The sequence below is a fragment of the Rhizobium sp. N731 genome (assembly GCF_001664145.1).
GTDB classification, from domain to species: domain Bacteria; phylum Pseudomonadota; class Alphaproteobacteria; order Rhizobiales; family Rhizobiaceae; genus Rhizobium; species Rhizobium esperanzae.
In genome coordinates this window covers 2,902,495-2,921,913 of record NZ_CP013601.1, presented here as the reverse complement: position 1 = coordinate 2,921,913, position 19,419 = coordinate 2,902,495, and the positions used below count along the sequence as shown (strand labels likewise).

Genomic DNA, 19,419 nt, shown 5'->3' with positions numbered 1-19,419 from the left:
AAGGAGCGTTTGGCAGGCCCTCCTTGGCGGTTCAAGGTCGGTGTCGATCGGCCTTTATTTCAGCTCCTCAGCCGCGCCATCGTATAGGCGTCGACATATTGGCCGGCGCGGTAGCCGAATGAGCGCAGAAGCCCTTCCTTTTCGAAGCCGAACTTCTCGTAGAGGCCGATCGCAGCCTCATTGTCGGTATAGACGGTCAGTTCGAGCCGCTTGATGTCGAGCCAGTCGTCGGCGGCATCGACCATCGCGCCAAGCAGAATGCGGCCGAAACCGCGACCGGTGAAGTCGTCATGCACGCCCATGCCGAGGCTGGCGACGTGTTGGCGACGGCCGCTAAGGCGGTTGAGGCCGCAATTGCCGACGATCTTGCCATTCAGGGTGACGACGAGGTTGAGCGCGCCGGGCGAGGGGCTTTCCATGTTCTTGCGAACGTCTTCAATCCGTTGGTAGGGCGGCCGCAGGGTGCCGGCCCGGTAGCCCGGTAAGTTGATAAGATCGGTGATCTCTTCAGCATCGGAAAGACGTACGGCGCGCACGACGACGCCGTCCGGCAGGCGCGCTCGGTCGCGGGGTTCATTCTCTTTGTTTTCTGACATGAGATGCTCTCCTTCGGTTTCAGGGAGGAGAGCTGGATTTTCGAAAACCCTGCTCGCCTCGGCAGGGTTTTCGGGATGATCGGACGGCTAGTGACGCACCATCGCTCCCGCGTACCCTGGAAAGGTCGAGGCGATATGGTGGATGGTAAGGGCCACAGAGTTGATCATGCGCGGAGGTTTCCCCATCCGCGTGCAGATGTCAACAGGCCGAAATTTGCCTTCGCCTTCCGCTATGATTATGCCGGTAGCGGTAGACGATTCGGATATTTGTCTTTGACGACCATCGCCATCGATTTCGAGACAGCCAACGAGCAGCGCGGCAGCGCTTGCTCGGTCGGGCTTGCCTGGATCGAGGAGGGGCGGGTGACGCGCGTCGAGGAGCGGCTGATCCGGCCGCGCGAGATGCGGTTTTCTGGGATGAACATCGCGATCCATGGTATCCGGCCGGAGCATGTCGAGGATGCGCCGGAATTCCCCGAGGTGATGGACGAGTTCTACGATGATATCAGCGGCGCGACGATGATCGCGCACAACGCGGCCTTCGATTTTAGCGTCTGGCGGGCGAGCCTCGATCTCTACCGGCAATCCTATCCGGAACTCACCTATCTCTGCAGCCTGAAAATGGCGCAGCGGATCTGGCCGCATTTCCTCTCGCATCGGCTGAACCTGATCGCCGACCATCTTGGTCTGCGTTTCATGCACCACAACGCCGCCGAGGATGCCGCGATCTGTGCGGCAGCGGCGATCGAGATGACGAAGGCGGTCAAGGCGAAAGCCGTGGAAGCGATCCCGGCGCTGATCGGCATGACGCCTGGGCGCCTGACGGCGAAGGGCTACGCGCCCTGCACCTGCCGGAAGGGCTGAATCTGATCCTGCAGCGGCGCTTTCTTGCAAAGCCTGGGGGCATGCTTATCTAGAATGCGGATCATCCAGGGAGCCGCCATGTCCAAGCTGCGCATGTTTTTTCTCGCCGCATTTTCCTTCGTTGCCATTTCAACGGGCGCCGCCTCGGCCGAAGTCGTCGGCAAGGTCGGGGTCGACTGGATCGGCAACGACATCATCGTCGAGGCACTCTCCGATCCCGAGGTCAAGGGTGTCACCTGCCACGTCACTTATTTCGATCGCAGCCTGATCGACCGGTTCAAGAACGGCAACTGGTTCGAGGATCCGTCCAACAATTCCATCGCCTGCCGCCAGACCGGGCCGATCGAGATCGGCGATATCGACCTCTCTAAGGACGGCAGCGAAGTGTTTCGCCAGGGGATGTCGCTGATCTGGAAGACGTTGGTTGTCAACCGCATCTACGACAAGACCAACGACACGCTGATCTATCTCGCCCATTCGCGCGAGTTGACCGATGGTTCGGCGAAGATGTCGATCTCGACCATTCCGCTCTATGGGCAGAGCGTGACTTGGAAGAATGGGAAGCCGTAGGAGGGGTTTTCATCATAAAAGACCCCGCCCCAAACCCGTCCGGGGTCGAGCCACGGGTCTCGACCCGTCCTCCGGACCCCCACAAGGGGAGGGGCTTAACCTGTCGCACTCGCTTTCCACATCTTCGGCGTTTCGGGAGGAGCGAGGCGGGGCTTTCGGTTTAGTCCCTCCCCCTTGTGGGGAGGGTTGGGGAGGGGCTTGTAATACAATCTGACTATGCCTGCTCGCGCGCCGTATAAAACAAAAAGGCCCGGACAAACCGGGCCTTTCAACATCACTATGGTGAATATCAAGCCGCCTGATTCAGCTCGTCGGCAATGACGGTATCGAGGTTCAGGAAGCAGACCATGGTTTTCTCAAGCGCGACGATGCCGCGGCAGAAGGCGCGCTGGGCTTCCGGGATGATTTCCGGCGGCGGCTGCAGGTCTTCGCTCTTGATGGTCATCATGTCGGAAACCTGCTCGACCAGCAGGCCGACCAGCTTGCCGGCGATATCGGTGACGATGATCGCCGAGCGCTCGGAAGGCTCGGTCATCTTCATGCCGAGGCGGCAGGCCATGTCGATGACCGGGATCACCGCGCCGCGCAGGTTGATAAGGCCGAGAACGTAGGGCGGGGTATGCGGCATCGGCGTCACCGGCGCCCAACCGCGGATTTCGCGGATGGCCATGATGTCGATGCAGAATTCCTGGTCGCCCAGATGGAACGAAACGATTTCGAGATAGGCGCCCGATTGCTTGATGGCGTTGTTGTTCATGATCAGAATTCTTCCCAGTTGTCCCCGGCGGGAGCGGCGATGGCTTTGGCGGCGGAACCGCCGTTGAATGCGCCCGCGACCTTGCCGATCAGGCTGCGTGCGGGAGAAGGTCTCGAATGCGAGGCGGCGGTTGCCTCTCGCGGCGTTTGCCGGGCGCTCATGCCCTCGCCGGTTTTGAACTGCTTGACCAGCTGCGTCAGGTTTTCCGCGTCGATGGCGAGCGTATGGCTTGCGGCATTCGTCTCTTCCACCATGGCCGCGTTCTTCTGCGTGACCTGATCCATCTGGCTGATCGAAGTATTGATTTCGTTCAATCCAACCGATTGTTCGCGCGCAGAGGTTACGATTGATTTAACATGTTCGTCGATGCGCAGAACATCTTCACCGATCTGGCGAAGCGCTTCACCCGCGGCTGTCACCAGTTCGCCGCCGATCTTCACTTCCTCGCCGGATTTTCCGATCAAGGCCTTGATATCCTTGGCAGCACCCGCAGCACGGCCGGCGAGTTCGCGCACTTCCTGGGCGACGACGGCGAAGCCCTTGCCGGCCTCGCCGGCGCGCGCTGCCTCGACACCGGCGTTGAGCGCCAGGAGGTTCGTCTGGAAGGCGATTTCGTCGATGACGTTGATGATCTTGCCGATCTCGCGGGAAGCGCCTTCGATTCGCTGCATTGCGGCCATTGCATCGCCGACGACGATGTCGGACTTGGCGGTATTCTGCCGGGTGTGCGAGACCATGTGGCCGACTTCTTCGGCGCGGCTGGTGGCGTTGCGGACGGTGGCGGTGATCTGATCGAGAGCGGCTGAGGTCTCCTCCAGCGAGGCGGCCTGCTGCTCGGTGCGCTTGGCGAGATCGTCGGCGGCGGCGCGCATCTGGCGGCTGTTTGCCTCGATCGAGCTGCTGTTCACCGCGATGTCGCTCATCGCCTTGCGCAATGTCGCCGTCGTCTGGTTGAAATCGCGGCGCAGGCGTTCCAGTTCCTCGCGGAAAGGCTGGTCGATCGTAACGGTGACATCGCCTTCCGACAAACGGGTAAGGCCGTGGCCAAGGGCGGTGACGGCGGCGTTCAGCGCCTCGGCATCGGCGAGTTTTGCCGCTTCACGCTCCCGATGTTCAGCGTCGCTGCGCTGTCTCTCGGTTTGGCTCTTGGTTTCGAGGTCGCGCTTTTCGATGGCGGCAAGACGAAAGCCGTCGGCGGCGCGGGCCATTTCGCCGATCTCATCGCCGCGGTTCTTTTCCGGAACGTCGCTGATCAGGTCGCCGTTCATGATGCGCTGCATGCTTTCGCGCACGGCGCCGATGCCACGCCGGATCGAACCCCCGTGAATATATTGCAGGACAGCCATGGTAAGGATGGCCAAGATGCCCAGGCCGACCTGCAGGATGAGGGCTTCCCGCGATACGGCATTGGCAAGTTCGACATGCTGCTGGGCGAAGACGGTTCCGTCAGCGGCGAGTTTGTCGAGTGTTGCAGTCAGCTCTTCGCCGGCACCGTCGATCGCGTCGTCGATCTTGTCGAACTCGGCATCGGGCGCTCCCTGCTGAACAAGGGCGACGAGATCGACCTGGATTGCCTTGCCCATTGCGGCGACATCGGAGTCGTAACTCTTCAACAAGCCATCGTCACGCATCTCGTCGGCAAGAAGGCGCATTTCCTTCGAACCGCCGGAAAGGGCAGTCAGTGAATCGCCGATCAGCTTGAGGCGCGCAGGCTCGACCACCTTGTCGTCCTTGTCGACGATGATGTCCATGGCAGCCAGGACCATCGTCAGATTCGCAACCCGCATGGCATCGATGTGATTGACGTTCGCCTGAATCTCGCCGGCACGGTACAGGGCGGCGTCGACACGCATGTTTTCGTACCAGCCGACGCCGAGCATCGTTCCGAAACCAAGGAAGGCTGCGCCACCGAGCGTCCAGAGCCTCTGGCTGACCGACAGGCTCCCGCGCACTGATGAATTCGTCATAAAAAAGACCCCTCCACAAACCGCTCGGGTTTATGTTTCCTACCCTCATGCGGACGTCCGGGGTCTTCGCCACTCGGCAGACTTCATGTCAGAACGGCTCGATCGGGCCGCACGCATTGCTGAATATAGATATGACGGCTTAAGTCTTTCCTAACGATGTTTATCTTCAGGCTGCTGGTAGGCATTCGCGGCAAGTTGTTGAAGGAACAACATTTTTAGTTCCATTCCCGATGCCGATCGGTGGATCTCCCATTGCGGGCGGCCTTAGCCGGTGGGACAATTAATCACGGGTCAGAAAACACATTCTTGAATTGCGTGTATGGGGCCGAGACTATAATCACGCGGAACGCGCAAGCGCGTCGCGATCGAGGTTCAAGAAATGAAGACATTCCGTATCGTCATCTGGGTCGCCGTGCTGATCGTTGCCGGTGTTCTCGGCGCAATCGCGCTCTATCCTAACAAGTCTTCCGATGTCGTGTCGGAGGCGCCGTTCGGCGTGCCATTCACCCTAGTCTCGCAGAGCGGACAGCCGATCACCGAGCAGGCGCTGCGCGGCAAGCCGACAGCGCTTTTCTTCGGCTTCACCCATTGCCCCGAAGTTTGCCCGACGACGTTGTTCGAGCTGAACGGCTGGCTGGAGAAGGTTGATCCGGACGGAACCAAGCTGCAGGCCTATTTCGTGACCGTCGATCCTGAGCGCGACACGCCCGAAATCATGAACGCGTACGTCTCCAACGTGTCCAAGCGTATCACCGGCATTTCAGGCCCGCCCGAGAAGATCGCCGACGTCATCAAGGGGTTTCGCGTCTATGCCAAGAAGGTGCCTGTCGATGAGAAGGATCCGAATGGCGACTATACGATGGATCATACCGCCTCGGTTTTCCTGCTCGATTCGGCCGGACGGTTTTCCGGAACGATCGCCTATGGCGAAAACCCGGACACGGCGGTAAAGAAGCTGGAGAATCTCGTCAGCAAGGGGTGATGGTTTCAGCGTGATGGAGCGTTGACTCGACCGATGGCGGGCAACGGAAACGGGAAAGACCGCCTATCGTGAGTGAAATCCGCCTTTACGTGTCGACGACCGAAAGTCAGGCCGAACAAATCCTCGATCTCCTCACCGAAGTCTTCGGCGAGGAAGACTTTGCCATCGGCACCACCGAGGTTGACGAGAAGAGGGATATCTGGGAAGCCTCCGTCTACATGATGGCCGAGGACGAGGCGCAGGTACGCTCCCGCGTCGAGACGGCGCTGAAAAACGCCTTTCCCGATGCTCAGTTGCTGCGGGAGGTCATCCCCGACGTCGACTGGGTAGTAAAATCCCTGGAAGGACTGAAGCCCGTCAGGGCGGGGCGATTTCTGGTACACGGCTCGCATGACCGCGACAAGGTCCGCCCCGGCGATATCGCCATCGAGATCGATGCCGGCCAAGCCTTCGGCACCGGCCATCACGGCACGACCGCCGGCTGCCTCGAAGTGATCGATCGTGTGGTGCGATCCCGCCGCGTCCGCAACGCGCTCGATCTCGGCACCGGCAGCGGTGTGCTGGCGATTGCGGTGCGCAAGCTCAAGAACATGCCGGTGCTCGCCACCGACATCGACCCGATCGCGACGCGGGTGGCGGCCGAAAACGTTCGCCGCAACGGCATCGCCTCGGGCATCGTCACCAGAACCGCGCCAGGTTTTCACTCGACTGCTTTTTCCGAGCATGGTCCCTTTGACCTCATCATCGCCAACATCCTCGCCCGGCCGCTGATCCGAATGGCGCCGCAGCTTGCCGCCCATCTGGCGCCGGGTGGTTCGGTGATTCTGTCGGGGATTCTGGCAGCGCAGCGATGGAAGGTGATCGCCGCCTATAGCGGTGCGAGGCTCCGGCACGTCAGGACGATCTGGCGGAACGGCTGGGTGACGATCCATTTTGATCGGCCTTGAGTTCTGCATTAGGTGAGTGCTCGGCCTGCTGCACGCTTGCTCAGGGCGCCGGCTTTCCGCCTTCTACCTCATTCCTTTACCTGTCACAGGAATCCAGCCACCGCACGTCCGCGCGGTGAATGACTCATCATATTTTGGAGAGAGTCGTCCGCGCCCAACGACTTGGCCGCACTGGATTTCTGTGACGAACACAGGAATGAGCGAGCGGAGAGGTTTGCGCTCCATCGAAACGGAACCGCTTTCGGGCGCTCAAACAAAAAAGGCGGTGCCAGTGGCACCGCCTTGGACCGGTCTATCCGGTCAATGCCCGCGAGCTCAAAGGAGGAGGAGCGCTCAAGCGGGCTCTACTGCATTCCAATGGGCCGGTCCGGGAGGGAGGAGACGGACAGGCTTTAAGCTTAGAACGCGTAGCTGAGGGCGCCCTGGTGGCGCGTGACGCGCTGGCCGGCACCGAGCAGCTTGAGGCTGTCCTCGTTCTGCGGGCGGCGGGCGCCGATCACGTGACGCACGGTCTGGCGTTCGCCAGCCTGTACCGGGCTGCTGTATGCGAAGCGCGAGAGAGAGGCGGTCATTTCAAAAAATCCTTTGGTTGCTGGGTTCATGCGAACCGTTCGATGGCGCCTATATAGCTATTCTGAAATGCGGAGGCAGAGGGTTTTCCTCATGGGAGCCATGCGGCTAATGCATAAAGCGTGCCAAATTAACTTCTGGCGTCACAGTTCTGTCAAAATGCCGAGCGTTCGCAGTGACTTCGACTCATTTCGTCGCTTTTTCTCCCTATCGATTGAAATTTCGCTAACATGGCTCGCATCCCATTAACCGGATTCGTTTCAACCATTCGGATTTCCAGCATGTTCCAGTCTTTCGAGGTCACCTCCACGCCACAGTTCGGCAAGGAACGGGTTTCGGCGTTGCGCGCCACTTTCGATTCGCTCGGCATCGACGCCTTCCTCGTACCCCGCGCCGACGAGTTCAACGGAGAATATGTTCCGGCTTGCTCCGAGCGCCTGGCATGGCTGACGGGCTTCACCGGTTCGGCGGGCATCGCGCTGATCCTGCGGACACAGGCGATCGTCTTCGTCGACGGGCGCTATGTGACGCAACTCGCCGAACAGGTCGACGGCTCGGTGTTCTCGGGCGGCGATCTGGTCAACGAGCCCCCCCATGTCTGGCTAGCCGCAAACGGAGGCAAGGGGCTGAGGCTCGGCATCGACCCCTGGCTGCACGCGGGTGCGGAGGTACGGCGCCTGGAAAGGGCGCTCGCTGAGATCGGCGGGAGATTGGTGTTCCTGCCGTACAATCCGCTCGACCGGTTATGGAGCGATCGGCCGGCCGAGCCGCTCGGCGCCGTCACCATCCAGAATGTCGCCCAAGCCGGCGTGCTGGCGAAGGATAAGATTGCGACGATATCAGCCGATCTTTCGAAGAAAAACCTCGCTGCGGTGCTGATCGCCGATCCCTCGTCGGTTGCCTGGATCTTCAATATCCGCGGCGCCGACGTGCCGCACACGCCGCATCCGCTGGCGCGCGCCATCATCCATGCCGACCGGCGGTCCGAACTCTTCCTCGACAAGCGCAAGACAGGCATCGAGCCCGAGGCCTATCTCGGGCAGATCTGCACGCAGCTGCCGCCTTCGGCGCTCGAAGAGAGGCTTGCTGCCGTTTCCAGGGATGGCGGCCGCGTGCTGATCGATGCTGATATCGCCTCTCATGCACTTGCGGAGATCATCCGCCGGGCTGGCGGTGAAGTGGTGGAGGGCGCCGATCCCGCCAAGCTGCCGCGCGCGGTGAAAAACGACGTCGAAATCAACGGCTCGGCCGCTGCACATCTGCAGGATGGAGCCGCGATGGTGGAGTTCCTTTATTGGCTGTCGCAGGAGAAACCGGGCAGCGTAAGCGAGATCGCCGCCGCCGAACATCTGGAGGCGGTGCGCGCCCGTGTCGGCCAGAGCATGCAGAACCCGCTGAAGGACATTTCCTTCGATACGATCTCGGGCGCCGGCGAACATGCGGCGATCATGCATTACCGCGTCACCACCGAGACCAACCGGATGATCGAGGCGGGCGAACTCTTCCTGATTGATTCCGGCGCGCAATACATCAACGGCACGACCGATATTACCCGCACGGTCGGGATCGGCACGGTTTCAGAGGAGCATCGCCGTTTCTTCACGATGGTGCTCAAGGGAATGATCCAGATCAGCACCGCACGTTTCCCGAAGGGTACACGCGGCTGCGACCTCGATCCGCTGGCGCGCATCGCACTGTGGCGGGCAGGCGCCGATTTTGCCCACGGCACAGGTCATGGAGTGGGCTCCTATCTCTCGGTGCATGAGGGACCGCAGCGCATCTCCAGGCTTTCGACACAGGAACTGCTGCCCGGCATGATCCTTTCGAACGAGCCCGGCTATTATCGGCCGGGGAGCTTCGGCATCCGTATCGAGAACCTGATCTATGTGCGCGGCGCCGAGGAGATCGAAGGCGGCGACATGCCGATGCTCGGCTTCGAGACGCTGACCTTCTGCCCGATCGACCGCAGCCTCGTCATTCCCGAGCTTCTGACCCATGATGAGCTGCATTGGTTCAACGATTATCACCGCCGCACATGCGAGGCGCTGATGCCGCTCATCCACGACCACGACGTCAGGGCGTGGCTCGAAAACGCGACGCTGCCGCTCGAATATTAGACAAGAGGCGGCGGAGCACTGCTTCGGTCTGCGAGGCCGCGCATCTTTCAGGCGTAGGGCAGGGCTCAAGCGCCGATCGTATAACGCCATGCCATCACGACCACCCAGGCCGCAACCAGCATCCATGTATGGGAAATGCGCAGGCCGACGAAGAGGGCGACGATCAGCGCCAGTTTCGATTCCCAGCCGCCGATGAAGAAGGCTGGTGCGACAAGAGTCGTCAACACGGCGGCCGGCACGGCATTCAGCGCCGCTTCCACGCGCGGGGGAATGCTCTTCATTCGGGTGATGAGGATATAGCCACCGATGCGGGTGGCGAAGGTGGCGACTGCCGCAGCGAGGATGACGAGCGCCATGTGGAGATCGAATTCCATGGCTCAGACCTCGTGCACTTCGGATTGAAGGGCGTCGGCTTCGAGATCCGGCACCTCGCGCGGCAGCGGCAGCAGGGCAGCCAGCACGATGCCGGCGGCCGCACCCAGGCTGACATGCCAGGGCGAGCCGACATAGCGATAGGCGAGCACTGATGCCACCGCGCTGACGAGCGCCACCGGCAGGAAATTGTCGCGCTTGCGGAAGCCGAGCACGATGCCGAGGAAATAGGCCGGCAGCAGGATATCGAGGCCGATCGCCTTGGGATCGCCGATGAAGCCGCCGAGCATGCCGCCGGCGATGCTGATCAGCACCCAGGGAATGTAGATGACGATTCCGAAGCCGAGATACCAGGCGAAGGTGAGCGGTTTGCCGGCTTCGCCGCGCTTGACCGCCGCGGCAAATTGCGGATCGACGAGCAGGAAAAAGGTGAAGAATTTCTGCGCCGAGGTGAAATGGCCGATGTAGCGCGCTAAGGCCGCCGAATAGAGCACGTGGCGGAAATTGACGGCGAGGATCGACAGCACGATCAGCCAGGCATGGACCTTGTGGCCGAAGAGTTCGATGCCGACCATCTGGCTGGCACCGGCATAGACCGTGGCGCTCATGAAGGCGGCCTCCGAAAGCGACATGCCGTTTTCAACCGCCAGCGCTCCGAACAGCGCGCCGAAGGGCGCCGATGCCAGCGCAACGGCCGAGCCGCCCCGCAAACCTTCAACAAAGTCGGCGCGATTCATGTGGGTGTCCTGTTGGAAATTCAGATTTCCCTTATGGGCTATGGTCTTCCGCGGCAATTGAATTTCGTTGATTGACCAATCGATTTCACTGAAGCATCAACGTGGTGATTGCATTTGTCGGAGAGGCAGGCATGCAGAAGATCGAATTTTCCAGGGAAGAAAAGGCTGAGATCGTTTCGCGCATCCGCGCTTGTTTCGACCGGGAACTGGATCCCATCGGCACCCTGCCGGCCGAATTCCTGCTCGACTTTTTCACCGAGGAGATTGGCCCGTACTTCTACAATCAGGGGCTGAGAGATGCTCAGGCTGCCCTACTGAAGAGAATGGAAGACGTGGCCGAAGATATTCATCTTCTTGAGAGAGAGCAGAAATCCAGCGTCTGAAAATCAGGCGGCAGGCCTACTTAACGCCAAATTATGTCTGCGGCGATACGATCGGCGCTTTCCTTCACCAGATTGGTGTCATTTGGCCCTGATTGTCTCTGTTATTGATGAACCTCGATCCGCCAGGCTCGGCAAGGCGATGCTGTTTCTCGTCTGGCTTGCGCTGGCGTCTGCGCTTTGCTGGTCCGAAACGGTATGGCGTGACGAGGTTCGCGCATTGTCGCTGGCTCTTCAGGGGGACAATTTCGCCGCTATGCTTCGCCAGTTGCATGGTGAGGGGCATCCTGCTCTCTGGTATATCCTGCTGCGCGCCGCCTATATCATGGTCGGCTCACCTGTTGTCCTGAAAATCGCCGCACTGACGATTGCGGCGGCCGCGGCATATCTTCTCGTTTTCCGGCTGAAACTGCCCCTTCCCATCATGCTGCTGTCGCTGTTCAGCAGCTTTTCGATTTTCGATTATGCCGCGATGTCGCGAAATTACGGCATCAGCATGCTGGTGGTCTTCCTTATCGTCCTGAATTGGGAGAAAGGCCTACGCAATGGGATATTGCTCGGCCTGCTGTTCGCCTTGCTGGCCAATACCAACGTCCATTCGGTGGTGCTCGTCGGAGGTTTCCTCGCCTATTGGTTTTTCGATCTGGTGCTGGCGCGGCCAAGACCCCCTCTGAGCGCATATCGGGCCTTTGTGACAGCTGCTGCCATTGCCGCCATCGGCATTGTTCTCTGCGTCATGACGGTCTATCCGACTTTCAATGATGCGGGGCAGAACGATCTTGCGGGCAAGAATTTCGCTTTGCTTGTCCTTTCGGCGCTTGTCGCCACCAATTCCTACTTCATGGCGTTCTACCCCGATCGGATCGTTGCACTGGTCTTGGCCGATCCATTGTTCGCCCGGATATTCGCGTCGCTTATGGCCGTGCTCATCTATGGCAGCCTGTTGGGGCTGGCGAACCGGCGACCGGCGATGTTCGCAGCAGCACTCGTTCTCCTCGGGCTTTCCCTGCTTTTTACGCTCGTCTATCCAGGTAGCTACAGGCATCAGGCACTGTGGCTGGTCTTCATGATCGCAGTGACCGCTTTGACCCTGCCGCCTCGGCCGGGCCTCGCCGATGTTGCCGGCACCGAAGCTGCCGGCGTCGTCGTGAAGATCGGGCGTCTGTGCTTCATGATATTGCTCGCGTTGCAGGTCGCGTCCGGCATCGAGAAGGTCCATCGGTTCCTTTTCACCGACATGCCGCTCAGCCGAGCCCGGGATCTCGGCTCGTTCATTCAATCTCGTCCTGATCTCGAGGATGCGATCATCGTGGCTGACCCCGACTATCTCGTGGAAGCCTTGCCCTATTACGTTTCCAATCGCACCTACCTTCTAAGGGAGGAGCGGTTCGGTGCCATCGTGCACTATACCCGTAATGCGCGGCTTTCGCTCAGCCTTGCCGACATTCTACAGACGGCGCGGCAACTGCAGCAGAGCGAGCATGCCCCCGTCGTCATTCTTCTCTCACAGCGGCTTGACCGGATTACCGCGCCGGTCGCATTGCGCGAAAGTTACAATTGGCTGCTATCCCTGACGCCAGAGAACATTTCCGCATTCCGGAGCGAGACGACTCTCGTCAAGCGCTTCGGCCTCGTTGCCGGCAGCGATGAGACATTCGATGTCTATCTGTTGAAGTAGTCGGTGATCGCAAGCTCATTGGCGCAAGGCATCTGCGCTTTTAATCACAGCAATGCCATGCGCCTTCATCTCGTCAATGGCGATGGCAACACCTTCGGGCGTGATGCCGCGGCTTGCGTCCTCGATGAAGCGTACGCGCACGCCCGGCATCATCTCGAGCGCGTCGAGCGCCGAGAACTTGACGCAGTAATCGGTCGCCAGCCCGCAGACGTCGAGATCGGTGACACCCTGTTCCCGGAGGAAATTGGAAAGACCGGTCGAGGCATCACGGTCATTGTCGCGGAACGCCGAATAGCTGTCGATCCTGGGATCCTCGCCCTTCTGCTGGATCAGGTCGATCTCTTCGGACCTCAGTTCCGGATGCAGTTCGGCGTCGAGCGTACCCTGGATACAGTGGTCGGGCCACATCATCTGTGGCTTGCCGGACAATTCGCCCATCTCGAAGGGGCGGGCACCCGGATGGGCGGAGGCGAAGCTGCCGTGGCCCGGCGGATGCCAGTCCTGCGAGGCGACGATCAGATCGTATCTACCGCTGTCGATCAGCCGGTTTGCGACGGGAACCACCTTGTCGCCGTCCGGCACCGGCAGATTGCCGCCCGGACAGAAGCCGTTCTGGATATCGACGAGCAGCAGCGCTTTCATCAAGGCCAATCCCTTCGCGTTATTACAATGCAAATACCAAATGCACCGAACACACCACTAGTGGATTTCCCGGCGCGGGTGCGCAAGTGTTAATTCTCGTACCTGCGGTAGTGATCGATCGAAAAAGCAGGCGCTAATACAACCATAGATAATGACTGCGGCGACTCTCCTCTCGAAACGGCGGGAAGGCGGAGGTTTTACACTGCGGATCGCCCCGCAGAGTCTCATTTACCCGGTGTCAGCCGTCATCGGTTTACCGGCCCAGCCGCTGCAGCGCCTTCTTCGACGGCGGCGTCCGCTCGACCTTGCCCGCCGCCGCGATTTCTGCCTTTCTTGGCTCATCAGCAAATCGAGATTGAAGCCATGTCCGAGCCTCAAGCAGATGAAAAGATCGATGCGACGTTCCGCAACGGGTCGCTGACGGCGACCGGGATCATTCTTGGTTTCTCCCTCAATTTCATCAGTCTCTGGGTGTCCAATCCCAATGACTGGAGCCGCGTCGATCTGCTGCCGATGTCGTTCCTGATTGTCGGTATCGCCATTCAGGTGAAGGTGTTTGCAGATCTGCTCGCGCGCGACTCCCTACTCGCCGCAAAATATGACCGGGATCGGCGACTGTTCCTGATCGGGCTGTCGATCGTCGCCCTGCTGAACGATATTCTCGGGCTCAGCAGTATGCGGATGTTCGGATAAGGGCTCCTACGCAGTATCACCGCAAAATCACACGCGCTCGACGAACCCATCCAGCACCCGCTTCTGTCCGGCGCGATCGAAATCGATCGTCAGCTTGTTGCCTTCAATGCCGGTGATGTTGCCGTTGCCGAACTTCATGTGGAATACGCGGTCGCCGAGGGTGAAGCGCGACGGCTCCGAGGACGTGGACTTCGCCACCAGTTCGCCGTCGATCATGCGCCCTTTCGGGCCGCTTTCGCCGTAACCGATGCGTTCGACGGCGTGGCCGGAGCGGGTGCCCCAATTGTCGCGGGTGGCATCGGTCTTGTTGGCCTGGGCGCGCTTCCAGCCGGGGGTCGAATAGGAATTGGCGAAGGGTTCGGCCTTGTCGAAGCGGGACTGGCCGTAGCCGCCGCGGCCGTAACCGCCGTAGCTCTGCTCCATCTCGGCGACCTCGACATGGCTCTCCGGCAGTTCGTCCAGGAAACGCGAGGGCAGGGTCGATTGCCAGAGACCGTGAATGCGGCGGTTGGAGACGAACCAGATGTGGCAGCGGCGTTTGGCGCGGGTGATGCCGACATAGGCGAGGCGGCGTTCCTCCTCCAGGCCGGCGCGGCCGCTTTCATCGAGCGAGCGCTGATGCGGGAACAGGCCTTCCTCCCAGCCGGGGAGGAAGACGGTGTCGAATTCCAGGCCCTTGGCAGAATGCAGCGTCATGATCGAGACGGCGTCGAGGTTCTCGTTGGTCTCGGCATCCATCACAAGGGAGACGTGTTCGAGAAAGCCGCGCATCGACTCGAAGCTTTCCATCGAGCGGATCAGTTCCTTGAGGTTTTCGAGACGGCCCGGGGCTTCCGCGCTCTTGTCGTTCTTCCACATGTCGGTATAGCCGGACTCTTCGAGGATCTGCTCGGCAAGTTCGGTATGCGGTGTGTTTTCAAGCAGTTCCTGCCATCGGCGGAAAGATTGAATCACGTCGAAGAGGGCTTTGCGCGCCTTCGGCTTCAGCTCGTCCGTCTCGATGATGTCGGCGGCGGCCGCCAACATCGGAACGTCGCGGGCGCGGGCATAATCATGTAGCGCGCGCACCGTCGTATCGCCGAGGCCGCGCTTCGGCGTGTTGATGATACGTTCGAAGGCGAGGTCGTCGGCCGGTTGTGCGACGAGCCGAAAATAGGCCATGGCATCGCGGATTTCGAGGCGCTCATAGAAGCGCGGGCCACCGATGACGCGGTAGTTAAGGCCAAGGGTGACGAAGCGATCTTCGAATTCGCGCATCTGGAAGGAGGCGCGCACGAGGATCGCCATGTCGTTCAGCAGATGCTTGCTGCGCTGGAGTTGCTCGATCTCCTCGCCGATGGCGCGGGCTTCCTCCTCGGAGTCCCAGGACGCGTGAACCTGCACCTTGACGTCGTCGGGATCGGCGCGGTCGGTGAATAGCGTCTTGCCCAGGCGGCCTTCATTGTGGGCGATCAGGTGGGCGGCCGCGCCGAGGATATGTTCGGTCGAACGGTAGTTGCGCTCCAGCTTGATGACTTTGGCGCCGGGGAAATCCTTCTCGAAGCGTAGGATATTGTCGACCTCCGCGCCGCGCCAGCCATAGATCGACTGGTCGTCGTCACCGACGCAGCAGACATTCTGCGGCTCGCCCTTGGCGCGCTGGGCCAGCAGCCTCAGCCACATATATTGGGCGGTGTTGGTATCCTGATATTCGTCGACGAGGATATAACGGAAGCGGCCGTGATATTCCTTCAGGAGATCCGGGTTCTTGCGGAAGATCGTGATCGGATGCATCAGCAGGTCGCCGAAATCGCAGGCGTTCAGCGTCGTCAGGCGCGCCTGATAGGCGAAATAGAGTTCGCGGCCGCGGCCATTGGCAAAGGCGCGGGCATCACCCTCGGGGATATCGGCGGGGCCGAGGCCCTTGTTCTTCCAGGTGTCGATCATGCCGGCGAATTGCTTGGCCGGCCAGCGCTTGTCGTCGAGGCCTTCGGCCTGGATCAGCTGCTTGATCAGGCGCACGACGTCGTCGGTGTCGAGAATGGTGAAACCGGAGCTCAGGCCGACGAGCTCGCCATGGCGGCGCAGGAGCTTGACGCCGATCGAGTGGAAGGTGCCGAGCCAGGGCATGCCTTCGACGGCGCCGCCGACGAGCAGGGCGATGCGCTCCTTCATCTCGCGCGCGGCCTTGTTGGTAAAGGTGACGGCGAGGATCTGCGACGGGAAGGCGCGGCCGGTATTGAGGATATGGGCGATGCGGGTCGTCAGCACCCGCGTCTTTCCGGTGCCGGCGCCGGCGAGCACGAGGACGGGGCCTTCCAGCGTTTCGACGGCTTCGGTCTGTTCCGGGTTCAATCCGGCGAGATAATCCGGCCGCTTGCCGCCGTCACGGGCCGCCATGGCGCGTGCGGCGATGCCGCCGCCGGCGGCTGGCCTTTCGGCAGTTGCGACAGATGGCTGCGGCTTGCGCGCCACTTCGCCCGGCTCTTCGTCGAAGAAGGGAATATCGTCGAAACTATTGCTCATGGCGCGTAATGTAGTGATTCGGGAAGGAAAGACCAGAAAAGATGTTCTGCTTTCATTCTGGAATCACCGCTATTGCAGCGGTGTGGGCGGCGAGGCCGCCGCGGGTGGGCGGCGAAAAAATTCCGATTGCAGCCTGTCGGAACGGGCGGCGACCAGACGTCCTCGAAGCATCGGACAGAAGTCCGGGATACTCGCCAACTCAGGAGGCTGTCCATGCCCAAGGTCATTTCAAATCTCTGGTTCGCGGAGCAGGCACGCGAAGCCGTCGAATTCTACGTGTCGATCATTCCGGATTCCAGGATCGGCCGCACCACCGTACTTCCGGCGGAAACGCCGAGCGGTCCTCCCGGCAGCGTCGAGCTGATCGAGTTCACGCTTGGCGACCAGGCCTTCCTGGCGATGAAGGCCGGTCCGCTCGACAGCTTCAATCATTCCTTTTCGATCGCGATCCTGCTGGAGAGCCAGGCGGAGATCGATCGGATATGGGATGCCTTCCTCGCCAATGGCGGCACGCCGGAGGCCTGCGGCTGGCTGAAGGACCGCTGGGGGCTTTCCTGGCAGATCGTCCCGCGCGCTCTCTCCGAGATGATCGCCGACGAAGATCGCGAGCGGGCAAGGCGCGTCACCGAAGTCATGCTCGGCATGGTCAAGATCGATGTGGCTGCGCTGGAGAAGGCATTCAACGGCTAAAAGTGCCAGCGTATGATAGGAACATACCGGGCGCGTGGCGACGTTCGCCCGGTCCCATGCTGCGGGAGCGCGCTGGGTGCCCTGCTGTCAGAGCCGGCTTGCTCTCACCGGCGGGCCGATTGCCGAATTTCCACGGCTCGAATCACGGGCGCCATTGCACACCTTTTTGACATTCATGTCACGTCGCTAAATGTGCTGATATGCCAATGACCCTTTTCTCAACTACAATGGGAAACAGTTTCGCGGAGTAAAAAAATTACCGGTGAATGCACAATTTTGTGCATTGCTACAAACGGCCGGTCAGCGTCGAATATACCTACGAAACTATTGATTCTTAGGAACGCCGTGGCCATCTCGATGGTTATACGGCTTAGAGCCTGCGGCATAACCTTAATGGAGGTCCCATGCTGAGTGAATCCGTATTCGATGCGTTCACACGCAGTTATGAAGCGCGCCGCGAAAGCGACATGTCGGTTTCGGAATATCTCGATCTCTGCAAAACCGAACCGATCGCCTATGCGAACGCGACCGAGCGCCTGCTGGCTGCAATAGGCGAGCCGCAGATGGTAGACACTGCCAAGGACGCCCGCCTCGGCAGAATCTTCATGAACAGGACTATCCGGGTTTATCCCGCCTTTGCGGGTTTTCACGGCATGGAAGAGACAATCGAACGCATCGTCTCCTTCTTTCGGCATGCGGCGCAGGGGCTCGAGGAGCGCAAGCAGATTCTTTATCTGCTCGGTCCGGTCGGCGGCGGCAAGTCGTCGCTGGCGGAGCGGCTGAAGCAGTTGATGGAGGTTCATCCGATCTACGTGCTGAAGGCCGGTGACGAGATCAGCCCCGTGTTCGAAAGCCCGCTCAACCTCTTCGACCCGGAGACGATGGGTTCGCTCCTGCAGGAGCAGTATGGGATCCCGCTGCGGCGTCTGAACGGATTGATGAGCCCGTGGTGTCTGAAGCGGCTCGACGATTTCGGAGGCGACATTTCCCGGTTCCGCGTCGTCAGGATACAACCCTCGCGACTGCGCCAGATCGCAATTGCCAAGACCGAACCTGGAGATGAGAACAACCAGGACATCTCCTCGTTGGTTGGCAAGGTGGATATCCGCAAGCTGGAAACCTATTCTCAGAACGATCCGGACGCCTACAGCTATTCGGGCGGACTGAACCGCGCCAATCAGGGCGTGCTCGAATTCGTCGAGATGTTCAAGGCGCCGATCAAGATGCTGCATCCGCTGCTGACGGCAACGCAGGAGGGCAACTATATCGGCTCCGAGAATATCGGCGCTATACCTTTCTCCGGCATCGTCCTTGCGCATTCGAACGAGGCGGAGTGGCAGACCTTCAAGGCCAACAAGAACAATGAGGCTTTCATCGACCGTATCTGCGTGATCAAAGTTCCTTATTGCCTGAGGGTGACAGAGGAACAGAAGATCTACGAAAAGCTGATCGAGGGATCGGAACTGGTGGACGCGCCATGCGCCCCGGCAACGCTCGAAATGCTGGCGCGTTTCTCCGTCCTTTCGCGCCTGCGCAAGCACGAGAATTCGACCTTCTTCTCGAAGATGCGCACCTATGACGGGGAGAGCCTGAAAGAAAGCGACCCGCGCGCCCGCAGTGTCCAGGAATACCGGGATGCTGCCGGCATCGACGAAGGCATGGACGGAATATCGACCCGCTTCGCCTTCAAAGTGCTCGCCTCCACCTTCAATCACGACACTACGGATATCGGCGCCGATCCCGTCCATCTGATGTATGTGCTGGAACAGGCGATCCGTCGCGAGCAGTTTTCCGACGATGTCGAGAAGCGTTATCTGGAATTCATCAAGGCCGATCTTGCGCCACGCTACGCAGAGTTCATTGGCAACGAGATTCAGAAGGCCTATCTTGAATCCTATTCGGACTACGGACAGAATCTGTTCGACCGCTATGTAGATTATGCCGACGCCTGGATCGAAGATGTGGACTTCAAGGATCCCGATACCGGTCAGCTTCTCGACCGCGAGCTCCTCAATCAGGAGCTGACGAAGATCGAAAAGCCGGCGGGAATCGCCAATCCGAAGGATTTCCGCAACGAAATCGTCAAGTTCTCGCTGAGATCGCGGGCGGCCAATGGCGGAAAAAATCCGTCATGGACGAGCTACGAGAAAATCCGGGAAGTCATCGAGAAGCGTATGTTCTCGCAGGTCGAAGATCTCTTGCCGGTCATTTCCTTCGGATCGAAGAAGGATTCGGAAACAGAAAAGAAGCATAGCGAATTCGTCTCGCGCATGGCCGCGCGAGGTTACACGGAACGGCAGGTTCGGCGCCTCGTCGAATGGTACATGCGCGTCAAACAGGCAAGTTAATGCG

The 19,419-nt window shown here is 60.1% G+C and carries 18 protein-coding genes; 10 read left to right on the top strand and 8 right to left on the bottom strand.

Annotation, left to right across the window (positions count from 1 at the left end):
• Nucleotides 1-59: 59 nt before the first annotated feature.
• Nucleotides 60-596 carry a GNAT family N-acetyltransferase gene (locus AMK02_RS14420; RefSeq protein ID WP_064803787.1) on the bottom strand — a complete coding sequence of 179 codons (537 nt, stop codon included), beginning with the start codon at nt 594-596 and terminating at the stop codon, nt 60-62.
• Nucleotides 597-869: 273 nt separating this feature from the next.
• Here AMK02_RS14420 and AMK02_RS14415 point away from each other — a divergent pair, with 273 nt between their 5' ends.
• The gene (locus tag AMK02_RS14415) at nt 870-1,460 is read left to right on the top strand and encodes a 3'-5' exonuclease (RefSeq protein ID WP_064806248.1); all 591 of its coding nucleotides are present in this window, start codon (nt 870-872) and stop codon (nt 1,458-1,460) included.
• Between the two features lie 78 nt (nt 1,461-1,538).
• Complete coding sequence (locus AMK02_RS14410) at nt 1,539-2,030, top strand: CreA family protein (RefSeq protein WP_064806246.1); 492 nt, start codon at nt 1,539-1,541, stop codon at nt 2,028-2,030.
• A gap of 289 nt (nt 2,031-2,319) precedes the next feature.
• Here the strand turns inward: AMK02_RS14410 and AMK02_RS14405 are convergent, their stop codons facing one another.
• Both AMK02_RS14405 and AMK02_RS14400 read right to left on the bottom strand, forming a co-directional pair.
• Nucleotides 2,320-2,787, bottom strand: a complete 468-nt coding sequence (locus AMK02_RS14405; RefSeq protein WP_004668786.1) for a chemotaxis protein CheW — start codon at nt 2,785-2,787, stop codon at nt 2,320-2,322.
• A 2-nt stretch (nt 2,788-2,789) separates the two neighbouring features.
• Nucleotides 2,790-4,754 carry a methyl-accepting chemotaxis protein gene (locus AMK02_RS14400; protein WP_064803785.1) on the bottom strand — a complete coding sequence of 655 codons (1,965 nt, stop codon included), beginning with the start codon at nt 4,752-4,754 and terminating at the stop codon, nt 2,790-2,792.
• A gap of 379 nt (nt 4,755-5,133) precedes the next feature.
• Here AMK02_RS14400 and AMK02_RS14395 point away from each other — a divergent pair, with 379 nt between their 5' ends.
• Both AMK02_RS14395 and AMK02_RS14390 read left to right on the top strand, forming a co-directional pair.
• A complete protein-coding gene (locus tag AMK02_RS14395; protein WP_064803783.1) occupies nt 5,134-5,736 on the top strand; it encodes an SCO family protein in 603 nt (200 codons plus the stop codon).
• 68 nt (nt 5,737-5,804) lie between these two features.
• Nucleotides 5,805-6,683, top strand: coding sequence for a 50S ribosomal protein L11 methyltransferase (locus AMK02_RS14390; protein ID WP_064803782.1), 879 nt, complete (start codon nt 5,805-5,807; stop codon nt 6,681-6,683).
• Nucleotides 6,684-7,081: 398 nt separating this feature from the next.
• On the opposite strand, the gene AMK02_RS14380 is transcribed toward AMK02_RS14390, so the two are convergent.
• Nucleotides 7,082-7,285: a hypothetical protein gene (locus tag AMK02_RS14380; RefSeq protein ID WP_064803778.1), complete on the bottom strand. Its 204-nt coding sequence runs from the start codon at nt 7,283-7,285 to the stop codon at nt 7,082-7,084.
• 249 nt (nt 7,286-7,534) lie between these two features.
• On the opposite strand from AMK02_RS14380, the gene AMK02_RS14375 reads away from it, so the two are divergent.
• On the top strand, nt 7,535-9,370 hold the full coding sequence (locus AMK02_RS14375; RefSeq protein WP_064803776.1) for an aminopeptidase P family protein: 1,836 nt from the start codon (nt 7,535-7,537) through the stop codon (nt 9,368-9,370).
• A gap of 65 nt (nt 9,371-9,435) precedes the next feature.
• Here AMK02_RS14375 and AMK02_RS14370 read toward each other — a convergent pair whose 3' ends face one another.
• Both AMK02_RS14370 and AMK02_RS14365 read right to left on the bottom strand, forming a co-directional pair.
• Nucleotides 9,436-9,744, bottom strand: a complete 309-nt coding sequence (locus AMK02_RS14370) for an AzlD family protein (protein ID WP_064803774.1) — start codon at nt 9,742-9,744, stop codon at nt 9,436-9,438.
• Nucleotides 9,745-9,747: 3 nt separating this feature from the next.
• Nucleotides 9,748-10,479 (bottom strand): AzlC family ABC transporter permease, encoded by a 732-nt coding sequence (locus tag AMK02_RS14365; RefSeq protein ID WP_064803772.1) that lies wholly within the window; start codon nt 10,477-10,479, stop codon nt 9,748-9,750.
• Nucleotides 10,480-10,610: 131 nt separating this feature from the next.
• On the opposite strand from AMK02_RS14365, the gene AMK02_RS14360 reads away from it, so the two are divergent.
• Together AMK02_RS14360 and AMK02_RS14355 are read left to right on the top strand one after the other, a co-directional pair.
• Entirely contained in the window at nt 10,611-10,862 is a 252-nt protein-coding gene (locus AMK02_RS14360; RefSeq protein WP_064803770.1) for a DUF2164 domain-containing protein, read from the top strand.
• An 82-nt stretch (nt 10,863-10,944) separates the two neighbouring features.
• Nucleotides 10,945-12,537: a hypothetical protein gene (locus AMK02_RS14355; protein ID WP_064803768.1), complete on the top strand. Its 1,593-nt coding sequence runs from the start codon at nt 10,945-10,947 to the stop codon at nt 12,535-12,537.
• Nucleotides 12,538-12,552: 15 nt separating this feature from the next.
• Here AMK02_RS14355 and pncA read toward each other — a convergent pair whose 3' ends face one another.
• The gene (gene pncA / locus AMK02_RS14350) at nt 12,553-13,179 is read right to left on the bottom strand and encodes a bifunctional nicotinamidase/pyrazinamidase (RefSeq protein WP_064806245.1); all 627 of its coding nucleotides are present in this window, start codon (nt 13,177-13,179) and stop codon (nt 12,553-12,555) included.
• 363 nt (nt 13,180-13,542) lie between these two features.
• Between pncA and AMK02_RS14345 the strand changes: the two genes are divergently transcribed.
• Entirely contained in the window at nt 13,543-13,872 is a 330-nt protein-coding gene (locus AMK02_RS14345; protein WP_064803767.1) for a hypothetical protein, read from the top strand.
• A gap of 27 nt (nt 13,873-13,899) precedes the next feature.
• Here AMK02_RS14345 and AMK02_RS14340 read toward each other — a convergent pair whose 3' ends face one another.
• Nucleotides 13,900-16,377, bottom strand: a complete 2,478-nt coding sequence (locus tag AMK02_RS14340; RefSeq protein WP_064803765.1) for an ATP-dependent helicase — start codon at nt 16,375-16,377, stop codon at nt 13,900-13,902.
• A 213-nt stretch (nt 16,378-16,590) separates the two neighbouring features.
• Between AMK02_RS14340 and AMK02_RS14335 the strand changes: the two genes are divergently transcribed.
• Together AMK02_RS14335 and AMK02_RS14330 are read left to right on the top strand one after the other, a co-directional pair.
• Nucleotides 16,591-17,067, top strand: a complete 477-nt coding sequence (locus tag AMK02_RS14335; protein ID WP_064803763.1) for a VOC family protein — start codon at nt 16,591-16,593, stop codon at nt 17,065-17,067.
• Between the two features lie 404 nt (nt 17,068-17,471).
• Entirely contained in the window at nt 17,472-19,415 is a 1,944-nt protein-coding gene (locus AMK02_RS14330) for a PrkA family serine protein kinase (RefSeq protein WP_064803761.1), read from the top strand.
• The last annotated feature ends 4 nt before the right edge of the window (nt 19,416-19,419 follow it).